The organism is Glutamicibacter sp. NPDC087344, assembly GCF_044744225.1.
In the GTDB taxonomy this organism is placed as follows: Bacteria; Actinomycetota; Actinomycetes; order Actinomycetales; family Micrococcaceae; genus Glutamicibacter.
The window spans coordinates 83,805-100,673 of sequence record NZ_JBIUXY010000003.1; the positions used below are offsets into that span (position 1 = coordinate 83,805).

General features: G+C 61.5%; 13 protein-coding genes. 7 read left to right on the forward strand and 6 right to left on the reverse strand.

Going from position 1 to position 16,869, the window contains the following annotated elements; translation table 11 throughout:
- Positions 1-42 precede the first annotated feature (42 nt).
- Positions 43-1,077, forward strand: a complete 1,035-nt coding sequence (glpX, locus tag ACIOWL_RS05670) for a class II fructose-bisphosphatase (protein ID WP_400382543.1) — start codon at positions 43-45, stop codon at positions 1,075-1,077.
- A 109-nt stretch (positions 1,078-1,186) separates the two neighbouring features.
- On the opposite strand, the gene manA is transcribed toward glpX, so the two are convergent.
- From manA to ACIOWL_RS05690, 4 genes are all read right to left on the reverse strand, one after another.
- Complete coding sequence (manA, locus tag ACIOWL_RS05675; protein WP_400382545.1) at positions 1,187-2,395, reverse strand: mannose-6-phosphate isomerase, class I; 1,209 nt, start codon at positions 2,393-2,395, stop codon at positions 1,187-1,189.
- A gap of 65 nt (positions 2,396-2,460) precedes the next feature.
- A complete protein-coding gene (locus ACIOWL_RS05680) occupies positions 2,461-4,083 on the reverse strand; it encodes an LCP family protein (RefSeq protein WP_400382546.1) in 1,623 nt (540 codons plus the stop codon).
- A gap of 18 nt (positions 4,084-4,101) precedes the next feature.
- The gene (gene purE / locus ACIOWL_RS05685; protein WP_400382548.1) at positions 4,102-4,632 is read right to left on the reverse strand and encodes a 5-(carboxyamino)imidazole ribonucleotide mutase; all 531 of its coding nucleotides are present in this window, start codon (positions 4,630-4,632) and stop codon (positions 4,102-4,104) included.
- Between the two features lie 76 nt (positions 4,633-4,708).
- On the reverse strand, positions 4,709-5,869 hold the full coding sequence (locus tag ACIOWL_RS05690; protein ID WP_400382550.1) for a 5-(carboxyamino)imidazole ribonucleotide synthase: 1,161 nt from the start codon (positions 5,867-5,869) through the stop codon (positions 4,709-4,711).
- Between the two features lie 234 nt (positions 5,870-6,103).
- Between ACIOWL_RS05690 and ACIOWL_RS05695 the strand changes: the two genes are divergently transcribed.
- Positions 6,104-6,697 carry a GtrA family protein gene (locus ACIOWL_RS05695; protein ID WP_400382552.1) on the forward strand — a complete coding sequence of 198 codons (594 nt, stop codon included), beginning with the start codon at positions 6,104-6,106 and terminating at the stop codon, positions 6,695-6,697.
- A 4-nt stretch (positions 6,698-6,701) separates the two neighbouring features.
- On the opposite strand, the gene ACIOWL_RS05700 is transcribed toward ACIOWL_RS05695, so the two are convergent.
- Entirely contained in the window at positions 6,702-7,403 is a 702-nt protein-coding gene (locus tag ACIOWL_RS05700) for a TIGR03089 family protein (RefSeq protein ID WP_400382554.1), read from the reverse strand.
- 299 nt (positions 7,404-7,702) lie between these two features.
- Between ACIOWL_RS05700 and ACIOWL_RS05705 the strand changes: the two genes are divergently transcribed.
- From ACIOWL_RS05705 to ACIOWL_RS05715, 3 genes are read left to right on the forward strand one after another with little or no spacing between them, the layout of a single operon-like run.
- Positions 7,703-8,227, forward strand: a complete 525-nt coding sequence (locus tag ACIOWL_RS05705; RefSeq protein ID WP_400382556.1) for a WhiB family transcriptional regulator — start codon at positions 7,703-7,705, stop codon at positions 8,225-8,227.
- On the forward strand, positions 8,173-11,706 hold the full coding sequence (locus ACIOWL_RS05710) for a glycosyltransferase (protein WP_400382558.1): 3,534 nt from the start codon (positions 8,173-8,175) through the stop codon (positions 11,704-11,706). Before ACIOWL_RS05705 ends, ACIOWL_RS05710 begins: the two co-directional genes overlap by 55 nt.
- The gene (locus ACIOWL_RS05715) at positions 11,703-14,078 is read left to right on the forward strand and encodes a DUF5719 family protein (RefSeq protein ID WP_400382560.1); all 2,376 of its coding nucleotides are present in this window, start codon (positions 11,703-11,705) and stop codon (positions 14,076-14,078) included. Before ACIOWL_RS05710 ends, ACIOWL_RS05715 begins: the two co-directional genes overlap by 4 nt.
- A 158-nt stretch (positions 14,079-14,236) precedes the next feature.
- Here ACIOWL_RS05715 and ACIOWL_RS05720 read toward each other — a convergent pair whose 3' ends face one another.
- A complete protein-coding gene (locus ACIOWL_RS05720; RefSeq protein WP_400382562.1) occupies positions 14,237-14,695 on the reverse strand; it encodes a metallopeptidase family protein in 459 nt (152 codons plus the stop codon).
- Between the two features lie 82 nt (positions 14,696-14,777).
- Between ACIOWL_RS05720 and ACIOWL_RS05725 the strand changes: the two genes are divergently transcribed.
- The gene (locus ACIOWL_RS05725) at positions 14,778-15,155 is read left to right on the forward strand and encodes a DUF3499 domain-containing protein (protein ID WP_400382563.1); all 378 of its coding nucleotides are present in this window, start codon (positions 14,778-14,780) and stop codon (positions 15,153-15,155) included.
- A gap of 270 nt (positions 15,156-15,425) precedes the next feature.
- The gene (locus ACIOWL_RS05730) at positions 15,426-16,808 is read left to right on the forward strand and encodes a TIGR01906 family membrane protein (protein WP_400382565.1); all 1,383 of its coding nucleotides are present in this window, start codon (positions 15,426-15,428) and stop codon (positions 16,806-16,808) included.
- Positions 16,809-16,869 lie beyond the last annotated feature (61 nt).

The window sequence follows — 16,869 nt, forward strand, 5'->3', positions numbered from 1 at the left end:
AATAGAGGCTGTTTGCATAGGCGCAATGACTACGACTCAGTGATGGGATCCTTCGTGACCGAAAAGAACAACTTCGCCCACCTATCTTCGCGACTGTCGGTAACCGACGCGGAGCCAGACCGTAACCTGGCATTGGAACTTGTCCGTGCCACGGAGGCGGCGGCCATCGCCTCCTCGCCATGGGTTGGCTTCGGTGACAAGAACGCCGCCGACGGCGCGGCAGTGGACGCCATGCGCGGGCTGCTGTCCACCGTGAACTTCAACGGTGTTGTGGTGATCGGCGAAGGCGAAAAAGACGAAGCACCCATGCTCTTCAACGGCGAGCAGGTTGGCAACGGAAGCGGCGCCGAGTGCGACGTGGCTGTCGACCCGATTGACGGCACCCGGCTGACCGCCCTGGGCCTGAACAATGCCCTGTCCGTGTTGGCCGTGGCCGACCGCGGTAGCATGTTCGACCCGTCGGCAGTCTTCTACATGGAGAAGCTTGTCACCGGCCCAGAGGCCGCGGAACTGGTGGACCTGCGTCTGCCGGTGAAGCAGAACCTGCACCTGATCGCCAAGGCCAAGGGCAAGAAGGTCAGCCAGGTCACCGTGACCGTGCTGGACCGCCCACGCCACGCAGACCTGATTCAGGAAATCCGCGATGCCGGTGCACGCACCAAGCTGATCATGGACGGCGACGTGGCCGGCGCTATCGCCGCGACCCGCGAAGGTACCGGCGTGGATGCGCTGATGGGCATCGGCGGTACCCCTGAGGGTATCGTGACCGCATGCGCCATCAAGTCGCTCGGCGGCGTGATCCAGGGCCGCCTGTGGCCAACCGATGACGATGAGAAGCAGAAGGCGATCGACGCCGGCCACGAACTTGGCCGCGTGCTGACCACCAACGACCTGGTGACCTCGGATAACTGCTACTTCGCGGCAACCGGTATCACCGACGGCGACCTGTTGCGCGGTGTCCGTTACAAAAACGGCCGCATCTCCACCCAGTCAATCGTGATGCGTTCCAAGTCGGGAACCATCCGCTTTGTCGAGGGTGAGCACAAGCAGGACAAGTGGGATGCCTACACCCGCTAGGCCTGTGCTGGTCGCAAAACCAGCTGGATATTAAACTTCGAGCCGCACACTTCCCAGTGAAGTGTGCGGCTCGAAGTTTTTAGGCGGTGAACGGCAATCGAGGGGATCGTCAGGCGCGCTGCGCGCTGGCGGCAAAGAGCCGGCTGGACTTCGCCCCGTCGCCGGTGACAGTGGCCGGAAGCTGGGAGGCGCACAGGAACAGCGACTCTCCGCGGTTCAGGCGGACCTGCTTGGTGGCGCCCTGAACCAAGAATTCGCCGTCGGTGCACAACAATATGCCTGCCCCGTGAAGCTGCAACGGCACCGCGTGCGAACCCTCTGCCCCGGTCACTACCTGGAGCTGGAACTCGTCGAACTCGGGCTGAAACACCACACTTGAATCGCTCAAGACCTGAGCTTCCAGCAGCGGGGGAGCGGATGGCCGCGCAATACTCACGTCCAAGAGTTCGGGGACATCGATGTGTTTGCTGGTCAGCCCGCCGCGCAACACATTATCCGAGTTGGCCATGACCTCGATGCCAAGCCCGCGCAGGTAGGCATGCACGTTCCCCGCGGCCAGGCTGATCACCTGGCCTGGTTTCAGGAAGACCAGGTTGAGCAACAATGCCACCAAAACCCCGGCGTCACCCGGATAGATTTGGTTGATCCTCACCAGCTCCGCGAATTGCGCGCGCTCGTTCAAGATGGTGTGCTGCTGGATGGCCGCGCAGATCTGCTGCACCACCGTGGCGATGTCCAACGGGCAGTTGAGCACATACTCAAGGGCCGCGGCCAGCCCGTGGTCTTCACGCAAGCACTTGCCCAGGGTTGCCAGGGCCAGCTGGCCTTCGGCTTCCAGTTTCGGGGCGAGCAACTCGAGGTCGTCAATGATGTCCTTGGGTTGGCGGAAACCGGAGAGCGCCACAAAATCGGTTAGTGCATAAAGCATTTCCGGTTTGTGGTTGTCGTCCCGGTAGTTCCGGTCCGCCGCATCCAGTGCCTTGCCTGCCGCATTTTCTTTGGCAAAACGGGCCCTGGCCTGTTCGAGGGTCGGGTGAACCTGGATGGATAACGGTTGGGCGGCGGACAGCACCTTGAACAGAAACGGCAACTTGCCGTAACGTTCGGCGATATCCGCCCCCAGGGTGCCGGTGGGGTCATTGGAAATGACCGAATCCAGTCCCCGCCCATCATCGGCCAGCCGGCTGGGGCACCCCGGATGGGCGCCAAGCCATAACTCGGCCTGCGGGTTGGTGGTTGTCTGCAGCCCCAACAAATCAGAGATCTGGCTTTGAGATCCCCAATGGTAGTCCCTAATCGTGTTGTTCAGTTCGAACACGTCTTGTACCCTTCAACTTTCACAAACGGATGTGGATTGCCGGTCGGTCGGGGGGTCTTAACCGTTTAGGGCACCGAGCATTCGTCGTTGTTTGCAGCGATCTGGGCAATGCGGGTGGTGTAACCCAGCAGCTCCAACTGCACGAGGTAGTCCTCGGTGATTGCGCTGCCGTCAGGCTGCGTAAATTCTTCAGATTCACCGTTGGAAAGCTTCGGCGCATTGTTCACGTCCGTTGCATCCTCCGGTTCCTCGGAGGCGGCGGGAGCCTCCGAAGCTTCGGTGGACTTCGTGGACTCTTCGGCCTTGGTGGTTGTTTCGGTTTGTTTCTTTTCCGTTTTCGGTGCGTTCTGTTTCTCGATGATCGACTGGATACGCTCGTGAATCTTATCGAAATTCGGGTAGGTGGAGAACGAACGTTCGAAGTCCGGGGCACCGAGGGTCAGGCGGGCAAACGGTGTGGAGGACACCTTTTCCGCGACCGACACAAAGGATGAGAGCTGGCTGGCCGGAATGTTGGTTTCCACCAGCTGTTCACCGGCAGACATGATGCTGGTGAAATTGGTCAAGATGGTCTGCGGGGTGAACTGCTTGATGATCGCCTGCTGCAGGCACTGCTGGCGCTTGATGCGGTGGTAGTCATCGGTGAAGTCGCGTGAGCGGGCAAACCACAGGGCCTGCTTGCCGGTGAAGGTCTGGACTCCCGGGGCGAACCAGTGGGTGCGCAGGTTGGTCCCTTCCCACTTTTTGCCGTTGTAGGGCACCCAGCCACCGGAATCGATGGTGACCCCGCCCAGTGCATCAACAAACTGGGAGAACCCGGCCATGTCCACCATGACGTAACCCTGCACGGACAATCCGGTGGTGCCTTCCAAGGCGTCCATGGCCGCCTGGGCGCCAACATTTTTCACCGAATCGGGGAACAGGTCTGAATGATTGTCGACCGCGTCGCGGTAGATGGCGTTGAACAGGCACTCGTTGCCGCAGTTGTAACCGTCCGGCCAGACCTGTTTCATCGGGGAATCGTCGGCAAAGCGGGCGCCCTGGAAGTTGCGGGGCATGGAGATCAGCAGGGTTTTACCGGTTTTGGCATCCACCGACATCAGCGCCACCGAGTCGGTGCGCACCCCGTCGCGGTTATCACCGGAATCGGCACCGAACACCGCGATGTTGTACCGCCCATCCACCGGCTCGAAAGCCGGGCCCTCTTCAAACACGGCTTCAATGGTCTGGCGTCCGGTATTCACCAGCGACGCCCCGTAGATAAACAGTCCGCTGGTGGCCACGATGGCCGCCAAGGTAAAGACCGTGACGATCACCCGCATACCCGGGGCCAAAATTTTAGGTTTGATGATCACCAAGGTATTGATGAACATCAACAGCCACAGCACGGCCAAAGAACCCAGCACCACGACCAGAACCATCTGGAAGTTCGGGTGAGCCACCCAGCTGAGGATGATCGACCGGTCGATGAAGTACAGCGCGATCAGGCCGATCACTGCCAGCCAGCACAGCATGGTGACAGACACCGCGAGGCGTCCCAGCTTGCGGTTGCCCGCAATCAGCTGTGCGCTGCCCGGGAAGAAAATGGTCAGCAAGACCAGAATCAGGGCGCGCTTGCTACGCTGCGGTGAGCTGATGCTCTCCGGATTGCGCAACGGACTTGGAGCGCGGTGACTGGCAGAACCCATGTACTTATGTGACTTTCCCTAGGAAGCGAAATTCTCGTTCGCGACTTCTTCACGCAACGACGCGCCCTTGGCATGGGCGGAATCGCGAAGCGACTCGGCGAACTGAAGCAACTTTACCTGTAACGACTCGGCCAACTCATCGGTTCCCGACGCGAGCATACGTACTGCGAGCAGGCCCGCATTGCGGGCACCGCCGATCGATACCGTTGCTACGGGGACCCCGGCTGGCATCTGAACGATAGACAACAGGGAGTCCATTCCGTCTAGCTTAGCCAGTGGAACTGGTACTCCGATGACAGGAAGCGGTGTAACTGATGCAAGCATGCCCGGAAGGTGGGCAGCGCCGCCCGCACCGGCGATAATCACGCGCAGGCCGCGTTCGTGAGCTTTTTTGCCGTACTCAATCATTTCGGTAGGCATCCGGTGCGCCGAGACAACATCCGCCTCGAAGGGGATGCCGAATTCGGCCAAGGCCTGGGCGGCCAAACGCATTACCGGCCAGTCCGAATCCGAGCCCATTACGAGGCCAACAAGTGGTGCTTCAGTCATGTGAAAAAAATCCTTGGATGAGGTGGTCAAACGCTGCCACGCGCTGTGGAGCGGTGGCAGCGATATGGATAAAAGATTAGGCGGTGCCAGATACGCCGTCGCGGATCAACGCGGCCACCAGGTCTGCACGTTGGCGAAGTTCATCCACCGTTTGCCCGGCGTTTGCCACTACGTTGACGTGACCGATCTTACGGCCCGGGCGCACGGACTTGCCGTAGGCGTGCACCTTGACTTCCGGGGCGGCAGCCAAGGCCGCGGCGAAGGAAGAATACAAATCCTGGTTGGCGCCACCGAGGTAGTTTTTCATCACGGTCACACCCAGTTCTCGGGTTTCACCCAGTGGCAGGTCCAAAACCGCGCGCAGGTGCTGTTCAAACTGGCTGGTCACCGACCCGTTCATGGTCCAGTGACCGGTATTGTGCGGTCGCATGGCCAGTTCGTTGATGACGAATCCGGCACCCACGCCGGGGGTTTCGAATAATTCGGCAGCCATCACACCGGTGACCCCAAATTCTTCGGCGATACGCAGCGCGGCTTGAGCCGCGGTGCGCGCGGTGTCCTCGGAGATCTCCTGGGCCGGGGCGATGACCTCGTCGCAGACCCCGTCAACCTGAATCGTGTGGACTACCGGCCAGGCCTTGGACTGACCCGAAGGAGTGCGTGCCACCAGGGCAGATAGTTCGCGGGTGAACTCCACCTTGTCTTCGGCAAGCAGGGGGCCATTGGCGAACCAGTCGGCTGCTTCACGGGCCTCGTCGGCATTATCGAGGATGCGCACACCCTTGCCGTCGTAGCCGCCGCGCGGAGTCTTCAGGACGATTGGCCAGCCGATTTCATCACCGAAGGCAATCAAGGCTTCCACCGAGTCGACCTTGGCCCAGGCAGGGTTCGGCAGGCCGAGCTTTTGGATGGCCTCGCGCATCACGAGCTTGTCCTGGGCATGGATCAGGGCCGCCGGGCGCGGCTGGATATTGACTCCCTCGTTGATCAACGTGGTGAGGAACTCATTTGGCACATGCTCGTGGTCAAAGGTCACCACGTCCTTGCCCTTGGCGAATTCTCGCAGGGTCTCAAGGTTTTTGTAGTCGCCAACCGGTGCGTCGGGGACGCTGCGTGCGGCCGAAACATCCGGGCCTTCGGCCAGGACATGAAGTTCAAAACCAAGGTTCAGGGCCTCAGGGGCCATCATTCGGGCTAGCTGCCCGCCACCAATTACACCAATTTTTGGAAAGCTCACCCTCCTAGATTAGCGAACCACCGGTGTTTGCCTTCAATGACGCTGAGCGCTGCTTCGTCTTCTTCGGCCAATTTTCAGGAAATCTGGCTAAAATGACGTGGTGTTCTCTGCCTACTTAGCGGCGGAGGGGATGATTGATAAACACCGTGCCTGACCGAATTTCTGCTCAGGAGCCACGCGAAGAACACCGTCAGGGTGTTAGTTGCGCCATGGTGCCAAGTTTTCTGGAGGAAAATGTTCGAGCGGATCAGACTGAAAATCACCGGACTCGTTTCGTTGCTGTGGCGCGAAGTGGCCAAGTTCGGTGTCGTTGGCGGTGTCGCGTTTGTCATCGACTCCGGCATTTACGTCTGGCTGCTGCACGGTCCGATGAGCGATTCGCAGGTCAAGGCGAAAATCATCGCCGGTGTGGTCGCCACGATTTTCTCGTGGCTCGCTAACCGTTTTTGGACCTTCCGCCACCGCCGGCAGGCCAACGTGGTTCGTGAATTGGTGATGTTCCTAATCATGAACGCCATTGGGCTGGGTATTGCCGCGGCCTGTGTGTGGGTCACCAAGTATTGGCTCGGCCTGTCCGACCCCACAAGCCTTTTTGTCGCCGGTTCCGTGGTGGGTCTGGTGCTGGGCACGATCTTCCGCTTCTTTGCGTACCGCTTTTGGGTCTTCGGAGCCGAAATGGATCAGGAAGAGAAGTTCGCTCATGACCATGAGCTGTTGGCCTCGCCGAAAAAATCGGCGCCAGCACCCGAACAGAACACTTCCGAAGCCCAAGAACCTGCACAAACAGATCCTGCGGACACCGGAAGTGTTCCTACGATCGCGAATTAGCGTTTTAGGGCTCTGGGTTGTAATCCGAGGTAATACGTTCACCCTGACGAAGCCGTTCGGTGTCTTGAACACCGTCTTCGAGGAGCACCAGCGCGTCGCCGGCCGCCCACTGGGCGACGGCGTAGGACAGGAAATCCGCCAGCGGTACGCTGGCTCGCACCAGAATCGTTCCCTTGGCCTGTGCCTTGGCGGCGAACAGCTCCTGCAGGCTCAGCCCCGCGACGGCAACGACCGAACCGTCGACGGACGAGGGGTAAAACTGATCGGCGAACGAGCGGACCGAGGCGTTGAAGTCTTCGGCAACCGGCCCCAGTTCTGCGCCGAAGGACAGGGCAAGGGCCGCTGGATTCACCGCCAAGATCTCTGCTGTCCCCGGAATCGCGGGGTCGGCGGGGTTCTGGGTCATCCACAGGACAGCCTCGCTGGCGTCAGGGTGATCGGCCGGCAGGAGTGTGGCCCCGTGGTGCAGTGCCGCTAGGGCGAGGACCAGCGACTTCCAGTGGGTTGGCAGATCGATGACCACTACCTGGCCCTGTTCCAGGTCAAAGATTTCGGCCAGCAGGTTCGCGCTTTTGGCGACCCAGTTGTCGAACACGCGGCCGGAGAGCTCAATACGTTCACCGCTGGCTCCGTACCAGGTAAGCCATGGTGAGGCCGAAGCGCGGTGCGGGGCCAATAGCTGTTCTACGAAAGTGCCGGAATTCAAGTTGAGACTCACCTGGACCTTAAAATTTATTTACTGAGAATTCGCCGGGAATTCAGGCAAGTTGCGACTCGCCCGGTTGATCTGCCCGTTTGGACGGCGTGTTGTGCCGAGAGTTTCCTGAGAAGTGTTCTTAGAATACCTTTCCCGCTTGACTCAGGCTTAGTTACACAGATGTAATTAGAGGGTGAGTTCGGCTCGCACCATCATTTTCACTATTTCGATGGAATAAATGACGCCGAATGGATCGGGCGCTGAGATTGCCCGGTCTTCTCAAACCAACGTGAAAGGTCTACATCACCATGGCGAAGCTGGAGCAGGGGTACTCCGAATTTTCGACCTCGGCTGTTGCGTCCGCCCAATACGGGCTCGACGACGCACCGTCGGATTGGTTTGTCGATCCGCAAGCCGGAGAGCATGCGCGGTTGGCCGTTGCCGCCGATCTGGAGACTGCTGCCGATGATTTCCTGAAGGACAATGAGCCGCTGGAAGATCCCGAAGAGGTACCTTCCGCAGGCTCTTGGGCCCCGGAGCTAGATGAAGACGACGAAACCCGCGAAGCGATCAAGGCCGTATGGCTTGGTGTCGGCGGGGAAGTGGACGAGGGAGAACTGGGCTGGCAGGCCCGAGCCTTGTGCGCGCAGACCGACCCGGAAGCATTCTTCCCCGAAAAGGGCGGCTCGACCCGCGATGCGAAAAGAGTTTGCGGGGCATGTGTTGTACGTTCGGAATGTTTGGAATACGCGTTGAGCAATGACGAGCGCTTCGGCATTTGGGGAGGGCTCTCGGAGCGCGAACGCCGCCGTCTACGGAAACGAGCAATCTAATTCGCCCGCCAATTCATGTCACCGCCATCGTTGCTACGCACGATGGCGCTGACTTTTTACCACGAACTTTAGCCGCGCTGCGAAACCAGTCCCGGCCCATTGAACGTTTTATCGGCGTTGACGCTTCGTCGAGTGATGGTTCCACCCAAGTCCTGAAGGCCAACCTGCCCTCGAATGCCGCGCTGATCATTGCGGACGAAGGCTCATTGGGGCTTTCCTTGGACACCGCGGTGGCGGCCCTTCCGCAGGCCCGCGAGGACCGTGACGAATGGTTGTGGATCATCCATGACGACTCGATGCCGGCCCCGGACGCGCTCGAATTCTTAACCCGCACCGTTGAAGCCTCGGAATCGGTGACGATTGCCGGGTGCAAGCTCTTGGACATCGACAACCCGCGCCACCTGGTGGAGGTGGGCCTGAGCGTCGACCGCAAGGCTCAGCGCCTGACGATGATCGATCTCGACGAGGTCGACCAGGGCCAGTACGACGGACGCAGCGACTACTTCGCGGTCTCCTCTGCCGGGATGTTTATCCGGCGCGACGTTTTTGAGCATCTTGGCGGATTCGATCTGGCCCTGCCCGGGCGCGGAGATGACGTAGACATCTGCTGGCGCAACCGGCTGGCCGGGAACCGCGTGATTGTGGTGCCCGAAGCGAAGATCTACCACCAGGTGGAGATCGTTGAAAACCTTGCCGGCCCGCGCGAGGCAAAACGCGCCGAAGTTTTCCAACGGCTGAAGTACTCCTCGGGCTTCGGCCTGCCGTTCCTCTGGATCGGCATCCTGCTGGGCGGCTTCGGACACTTCCTGGCCTCCTTGCTGGCCAAGGACCCCGGCCACGGCTTCAGCCATCTGGGCTCCACCCTGCGGGGCCTGTTCTCCCCGGTGAAGCTTGGCGCCTCGCGGCGTAATGTGCGGGCGATCCGAACGGTCCCGCGGCGCCAGGTGCGCAAGTTGATGACCTCGGGGTCCGAGGTGCGCGAATACCGCCGGAACCTGAACACCGGACGCGAAGACTCACTGGTATTCGGCGACGGAAGCGGTTCGGAGGGAGCCCAGGAACCCAGCGGTGAGAACTTCTCCGACTTTGTCTCCATCGCGCGGCCACCGCGTACTACCGCGGTGCTTTCACTGATTTTCGCTTTGCTGCTGGCTACCGGTGCCTCGCTGATCGCCTGGCGTACCCTTTTTGGCGCCGGTGCGCTCTCCGGGGGAGCGGCCCGGCCGTTTTCCCAAACCCTGGGCGAAATCGGCGCCAACGCGGCCTCGTGGTGGCAAACCGTGTCCACCGGGCTGAGCGCGGCGCCCGATAACAGCGATTCGCTGTTCTGGCTTTTCTCCCTGCTGAGCCTGGATCATGCCAACCAAGCCTCGGTGTATCTCTACTTTGCCGCGATGCCGCTTGCCGCGCTCACCGCCTGGTGGGGTGTGGGCGCACTGAGCCGTTCGCGTGCCGTGCGTTTTATCGCGGCCTTGCTCTGGGCCCTGTCGCCCTCCTTGACCTCGGCACTGGCCGGCGGCCGTGTGGGCTCGGTGCTGGTGCATCTGATGCTCCCGCTGCTATTCCTTGCAGTGCTTCGCGCTACGGATGCCCAGGTGCCCCGTGAAGGGCAGCCCGTTCGTGATGCCAAAACACGCAGCACCTCGGCCTGGACTGCCTCGGCCTGTGCCGCGCTGATCCTGTGGGTGCTTTCGGCTGGATCCATGGCGTTTTTCCTCAGCCTCACGGTGCTGATTTATGTGCTGGCCCTGGTGGCCCCGCAGCGTTCGCGCACCCTGTGGTGGATCCCGGTTCCGTCGCTGATTTGGAACCTTCCGCTGCTGATTGCCGCGCTGCAGAGCCCGCGGTTGCTGTTCACCGAGCCCGGGGCGCTGAGCGCGTTTTCTCCGGCCTCGCTGTGGCAGATGGCCTTGGGTTTCCCCGAAGCTTTTGACGCAGCGGCCACCCCGATCGGTTGGGGATTCCTCCCCGAGGGCCCTTGGGCCTTGATCGCCGCGCTGCTGGTCGGCGCACCCCTGGTGCTCCTGGCCGTTTTCGGCACGCTGAGCAGCGCGCTGAGCACCAATGTGGTGATGCGCCGCAATTCACGGCGCCTGTTGTGGGCGGCTGTGCTTTCGCTGGCAGCCGGATGGGCTGTGGCATTTATCCCGGTGGGTCTTGATTCGCATACCACCGTCAGCGCCTACCCTGCGCCGTTTGTCTCCATGGCGACCTTCGCCCTGCTGGCGGCCGCCGCCAATGCCAGCGCCGCATTGCGCCATGAAGAACTTCCCCGCGCAGTACGGGCCCCCGGCGGGCGGGCTTCGCTGAGCCTCATGGCCGGTTTGAGCACGGTGGCAATCCTTGCCAGCGGGGCGGTGCTCCTCGGAGCCCAGCTGAACCCGCAGACCGAGGACGGCGCCTTGACCGCCCTGGGTGCGCCTCAGCAGGTCGCCTCGTCTGCGGATCGCACCATCCCGGCCACCGCGGCCGATGCTGGACGTTCCGAGTTCCATGAACGCACCCTGGTGCTCACCCCGCGTTCCTCGGGCGAGATCGACAGCACGGTGGTTTCCGGGAATGGCGAAAGCCTGGATACGCTCAGCCGATATTCACAGACCTCTGCGCTTACTGGTTCGCTGCTGAATCCGGAACGAAATGAGAATTCCGCTGTGGAAGGTGTGCAGCGGCAGGCAGTCGCCATGCTGTTATCCGAATCCGGACTGGATTCGCGCGAATCATTGCGTGATTTGGGTGTCGGTTATGTGGTGTTGAACGAAACCGGTGAAGCGGTCTCTGCCACCGTTCGGCTGCTTGATGCCGCCTCCGGTTTGGCTGCAGTAGGCCAAACCGACAGCGGCTGGCTGTGGCGCGTGGATTACTCCGCCACCGAAGCCGACCAAGGGGCAGGTTTCGCCCGGCTGGTTGCCCAGGACGGAACCGTGACGGTTTTGCCCAGCAACCGAGTGGCAATCCAGGATGTGCAGATCCCTGCCGCCGATTCACCACGCACCTTGGTGTTGGCCACCGCGGCCGACCCGAAGCTGCGTGCTTCGATCGACGGGCAGGCGTTGCGTGTGGTGTCCTACCCGGAGGATTCGCAGACTCGCTGGGCGCAAGCCTATGAGGTTCCCGCCGCTGGCGGAACCCTCACGCTGAGCCATCGCGAACCGATGGCCATGCCGATGCTGGTGCTTGGCGGTGTGGTCCTGCTGATCACCATCTTGCTGGCCATTCCGGTGCCGAGTACCCGGCGCCTGGCAAATTACCGCAATGACTCCTACCGAATCCGCGAAACCCAGCGCGACCCGCAGGAAGTTGCAGACGGGGAGCAGGTGCTTGCCGCGGCGCAGCCGGGAACCAGCCAGATTCATGAGGAGCCCCGGCCGCGCAGCCGCCGTGAGGCGCGCGCCCAGGCCAGCCAGATTCGTGAAGACTTGACCCCGAAGCTCAGCGACCGTATTTCCGACGATGAGCCGGAGCAGGAGAAAAACCAGTGAGCGACGAGAAAAACGAGAACCCTCAGGAAGCTACCGCCCAGCCGCAGGTTCCCGCAGGCCAATCGGAATCACCGGCTGCGCTGCCCTCGGCTGTGCCAGCCGCCGCTCCGGTCTCTGCCGCAATTTCCAAGGCCGAGCTGAAAGCGGCGAAGGTCAAGGCCAAGGCGGATGCCAAGCTGGCCAAGGTCCGGGAGAAAGAGGCCGCACTTCAGGCCAAGGCGCAAGCCAAAGCCGAGGCCAAGGCGGAAGCCAAATCCGTCAAGCCTGCAAAGGACGAATCAGCCGCCTCGCAGTCAGGCCCTGCTCCGGTGCCGGTGCCTTCGGAAGCAGCCGCACCGGCCGCGGCCCTGGACGCGTCATCCAGCGGGACGCAGGAGACCAAGGCCTCACCGAAGGAGGCGAAGCCCGCTCAAGAGCAGGAAAAATCCTCGCCGCTGCAGGCCGAAACCGCTCAACCCGCCGCCGAAACGTCGAGTCCGCAGGCAGCCGATGAGGCGAAGGCAACCCCTGCTGAAACTCAATCCCCGGCCGAAACGCAAACCCCGGCCAAGGCACCTGCCAGCGAACCGGTCGAAGCTTCCTTGCCGGAATCGGCCGTTCCACCAGCAGAGCCGAAAAACAGCGGCAAATCGCAGGCCGAACCGGCCAAGGCCGAGGACCGAGCGGTCTCGAAAACTAGGAACAAGCCGGAGACAGCGGCCAAAGCCGAACCGGTTGAGAAGGCCGAGGAAAACAGCACCGCAGTTCGGCGTCGGAAAAAGCTTGAACGCGCCCGCAGCGCGGCTGCGCGAGATGCCGAGCATTCGCCCAAACGACGGAAAACCGGCGCGGTGCTGCTCAGCTTCAGCGCGGTGCTTGCCACCGGCGGGCTGATCGCGGCCGGTTCATTGTTGGCACCGGTGCCGCAGACTGCCGCGCTGCCGGCGGCGGTCACCAGTCTGCCCGCGGGAGACGCACTGAGCGTCTGCGCGGCGACCCCGCAGTTGCTGAAGGGTGTTGACGGCACCGATCCGCAGTTTGCCCCGGGCGCCAAGGAAATTTCCAGTAATTTGCGCAGCGTTGTGGTCTCCGACCTCGCCAACCGCATCCCGGGCTCAACCTATTCCGCACTGGGTTCCAGCTCCACCCAGACCTTGACCGATCGCCTCGACGACGACGAGGCGGCACAGTCGCGTAGCGCCGACGATCAGGGCCTGACCGGACGCTCAGCCAAAGTGAGCACCGTGAATAACGCAGACGGCCAGCAGATTTTTAGGGTTCAACCGTTGGGCGAGCTGCCCTCCATTGGCAGCTCGCTGCGAAGCTACCAGGCGAAGGACGGAGACCTGGCCGGATTGGCCGCCGCCAGCTGCCAGACACCGGCTTCGACCCTGCGTTTCACCGGGTTGCAGACCACCACCGGGTCTACCTCGGTGCTGTACCTGGCTAACCCGACAAGCACCTCGGCTCAGGTAGCGGTGGATTTGCGCGGACCAGAGGGCCCGATTGACACCTCGACCCTGCAGAATGTGGTCATTGCTCCGGGGGAGCAGCGTGCAATTGTGCTTGGCGGTTACGCGCAGGACCTGGCAACCGTGGCCGCGACCATCACCAGCACCGGGGGAAAGGTCACCGGATACGTTCAGCAGGCCGCGCTGCGCGGGCTCACCCCCTCGGGTGTAGACCTGGTCGCGAGCAACGCCTCGGCTTCGAACACCCAGGTGATTCCCGGGGTATGGATTGATAGCAAAAACAACTCCGCCGAACTGTCCCAAAACGACAAGTCGCTGGTTCCACAGCTGCATATTGCGGCCGCCGGAGCCCAGGGGGCCGGCTTCACGGTCAAGGTCTTGGGGACCGGTGGTGAGGTGGCAGCCAGCTTTGACCAGAACCTGGCGGTGTCCTCCAACGCAACCTCCGTACTGAATCTCGACCAGCTCGCTGGCGGTTATTACACCGTGGTGGTTGAAGCCGATGCACCGGTGACCGCTTCGGTGAAGATGGTGCGCGGTGTTGACCCGCAGGACGCTTCCGATACCGCGTGGGCCGTGAGCACCACCGCGTTGGCAGGCAATCAGGTGATGCCTTTGTCCGCTAACGGCACCGGAAAATTTGTGATTGCGGCGACCGACGCGGATTCATCCTTGGACGCTATCGTGGTGGACAAAAACGGCAAGCTTCAAGATACCCAGAAACTCAGCGTGAAGGCCGGGCAAAGCCTGGTGTTTGATCCGCGCGAAACCAGCGAAGACGCGCAGGCGGTGATCTTCTCTTCGGACGCGAACGCGTATATTGCGCAGGTGATCCTGGGCTCTGAACAGTCGCTGGGTTGGGCCGCCATGCCAGCGGCCAACGCTGGCCGTGACGGCATTGTGGTCAACGTGGCGGGATAAACGTTCATCAAACACCGCTCAGGGTCTGAAACCATCACCGGTTTCAGACCCTGAAATGTTTAAACTCAAAACTACGAGCGTCGGTGAGGTGGACACCGCCCATCGCCAGGAACCCCGGTGATTCAACCGAACCACAACATGCCTGGAGACAGGTGGCGCTAAAAATCTGGATCTTCGGGAAAATATTCCGGATCGACCTCGGTGACCGGAATCATCCAGAGCTCGGACACCTCATGCACAATGCATTGATGCACCAGATCCACAAGCTCCACCGGGCTGCTGGCGAGTTGTTCCAGCGGTAAACGGTAGATAGTGATTTGGGCCCGGGCATGAGCCAGCGCTGAGCGTGAGGATGACAGCGGGACCCGTTCTCCGGCACCCTCGGCCCGTGAAAGCAAGGTATCGGAGGGGACCGGTTCAATCAAGAAATCGATTTTCATCATTCGGGATTCCCAGCGTTCGGCTAAACGCTGAGCGCTGGCCATCACCGCGTCATCAAAACGTTCGGGGCGTGAACGGTAGGCCGGAAGATGCATCGGAATCAGCGGCCCGCGCCTTCCCCTGCCGTGGCGGTTGCGGCGTGGTCCGCTAGGTGGCTCCGGCGGTTTGTCGTTCATGCCTCCAGACTACCTCCGCGGTGTCAATTACCGGTCAACCGTCGCCGACGCGAGTAGACTAAAGAACGTGGATGGTCTTCGTATGTGCTCTCGCCCAGCCTGCCGTGAAACGGCGCGTGCAACCCTCACCTACGTCTATGCGGATTCAACCGCGGTGCTGGGGCCGCTGGCGACCTATCCGGAACCGCATTGTTATGACCTGTGTGCCCGGCACGCCAACCGGCTGACGGTGCCCAGCGGGTGGAACCTGATCCGCGGAACGATTCCCGATGTGATTGAGCCCGAAGATGAACTGAACGCGTTGGTTGAAGCCGTTCGGGAGCCGAGGCCCCGGGACCGGAGCCCACGCCATGCGGCCACAACCGAAGCTGATGCCACCGGGTCAGGTGAGCCGCGAGTCTCGCGTTTTGACGCCAGGGTTCGGTTAGCCATGTTGCCCGACACCTCACAGGACAAGTAGCGTCCGGCGCTGCACCCCATCGTTTTCACATTCCTGCCGCTGTAGCAAACCACCTCGTTGAGGGGTTCGCGATAGCGGCGGTGTTGTAGTTGAGACGTTTCGGTGCGACCGCAGAATCGGGTCTCCGACCGACCCTATGAGCAAAACAGGTGTGGCTATCCGCAGCCTGCGAGTTTCTGCTGGATATGCTAAAAGCGCGAGGCCTGTCACTATGCTGGCACGCCACCCCAAAATCATCACTTGATCGTGCAATGTGCAGGAGGACTCCTCATGGCTGAGGCTGCGAAAGACCCCGTAGGGGCCCCGGATCCCGGAACAACGCAGATGCCCAAGGCCTCGTTGAGCCAGAAAGCGGACGAGTTGGCCGCCCGCCTTGAAGCGCACAAAAACAAGGCACAGGCAGATGCCGCTGCCAAGGCAGACGAGCAGCGCCGCGCCGCGGCCAAAGCCGCGATCAAGGGCGAGCCGTCCGCGACGGCGACTGCCGAGGTAGGAAAAAAGGCGGCGACGCAGCCTGCACCCACGAAGCCAGCCGCGACAGCACCTGCTGGCACCACACCGGCCGCCAGCAAACCCACGCCCGCCGCGGCCCCGGCGCAACGTGTAGCCAAAACCTCCGCCCAGCCCGCGGCGAAAGCAAAGCCGGCCGCTGAAGCTGCTGCAGCGCCAGCCCCGGTAGAAGACGTGATCCGGGCGATTAAGTTGCCTCATGAAATTGCGGCGGAGAAAACCGAGCAGGCACCGGCCAGCCCGGCTCCGGCGCCGGTAGCAACTGCAACAGTTCCACCGGTCTCCGTTGCACCCCAAGAGGAAACCAACGCCTCCACCGCCGCGGCTGTGGCCCAAGCCCGTTCGAGGGTGCTCGGGCATTCCGGCCCAGAAGAGGGCCCCAGCGAAGCTGCGCTGAAGCGACGTGTGGCACGCGAACGCGCGTTGAACTCGAAACCCGCAATGGCCCGCCCAGCACAGATTCTGGTTGCCGTGATTTTCCCGGTTCTAACTCTTATTGCGGCTATTCGTTTGGTCGCGACCCCCGGATTCCTTGCGTTTTCGTACGGACGTCCCGGGTTCCCCGCCGATCTCTTCGGATTCAGCGCAGCCGAACGTCTAACCTACGGAAGTTACGGCGTTGACTACCTGAACAACTTTGCAGGCCCCGAATACCTTTCGGGACTGGTGTTGCCCACCGGCTCAAGCATGTTTACCGCGAGCGAAGTACAGCACATGGTGGATGTTAAGAACCTGATTGGTTTTGCCTACATCCTGGGCACCTGCCTCGCGGTGTTGATGATCATCGGCATCTGGTATCTGGCCAAACGTTATGCCGGAGGGGTGCGCCGTGCCCTGTTCTCCGGTGCTGTGGCCACTCTGGTACTGATTGCCGGCTTGGTTGTGTTGGCAATGATGGGCTGGCAAACATTCTTCAGCGATTTCCACGCCTTGTTCTTCTCCGAAGGAACGTGGACCTTCAGCATTTCCGACACCTTGATCCGCCTGTATCCAGAGCAGTTCTGGATCGACTCTGCGGCTGCCGTTGCCGGATTGATCTTGCTGACGGTAATTGTTGTGCTGATTTCTTGTTGGCCGACCGGACGGCGCCGAGAGGCTGCCCGCCTGCGTCAAGAAGCCCGTGCCTTTGGACTCGGGAACTAGCACTAAACGATCCTGAACAAAGGGTGAGGCTGTGTCACCGCCACCGGCGGTGAACAGCCTC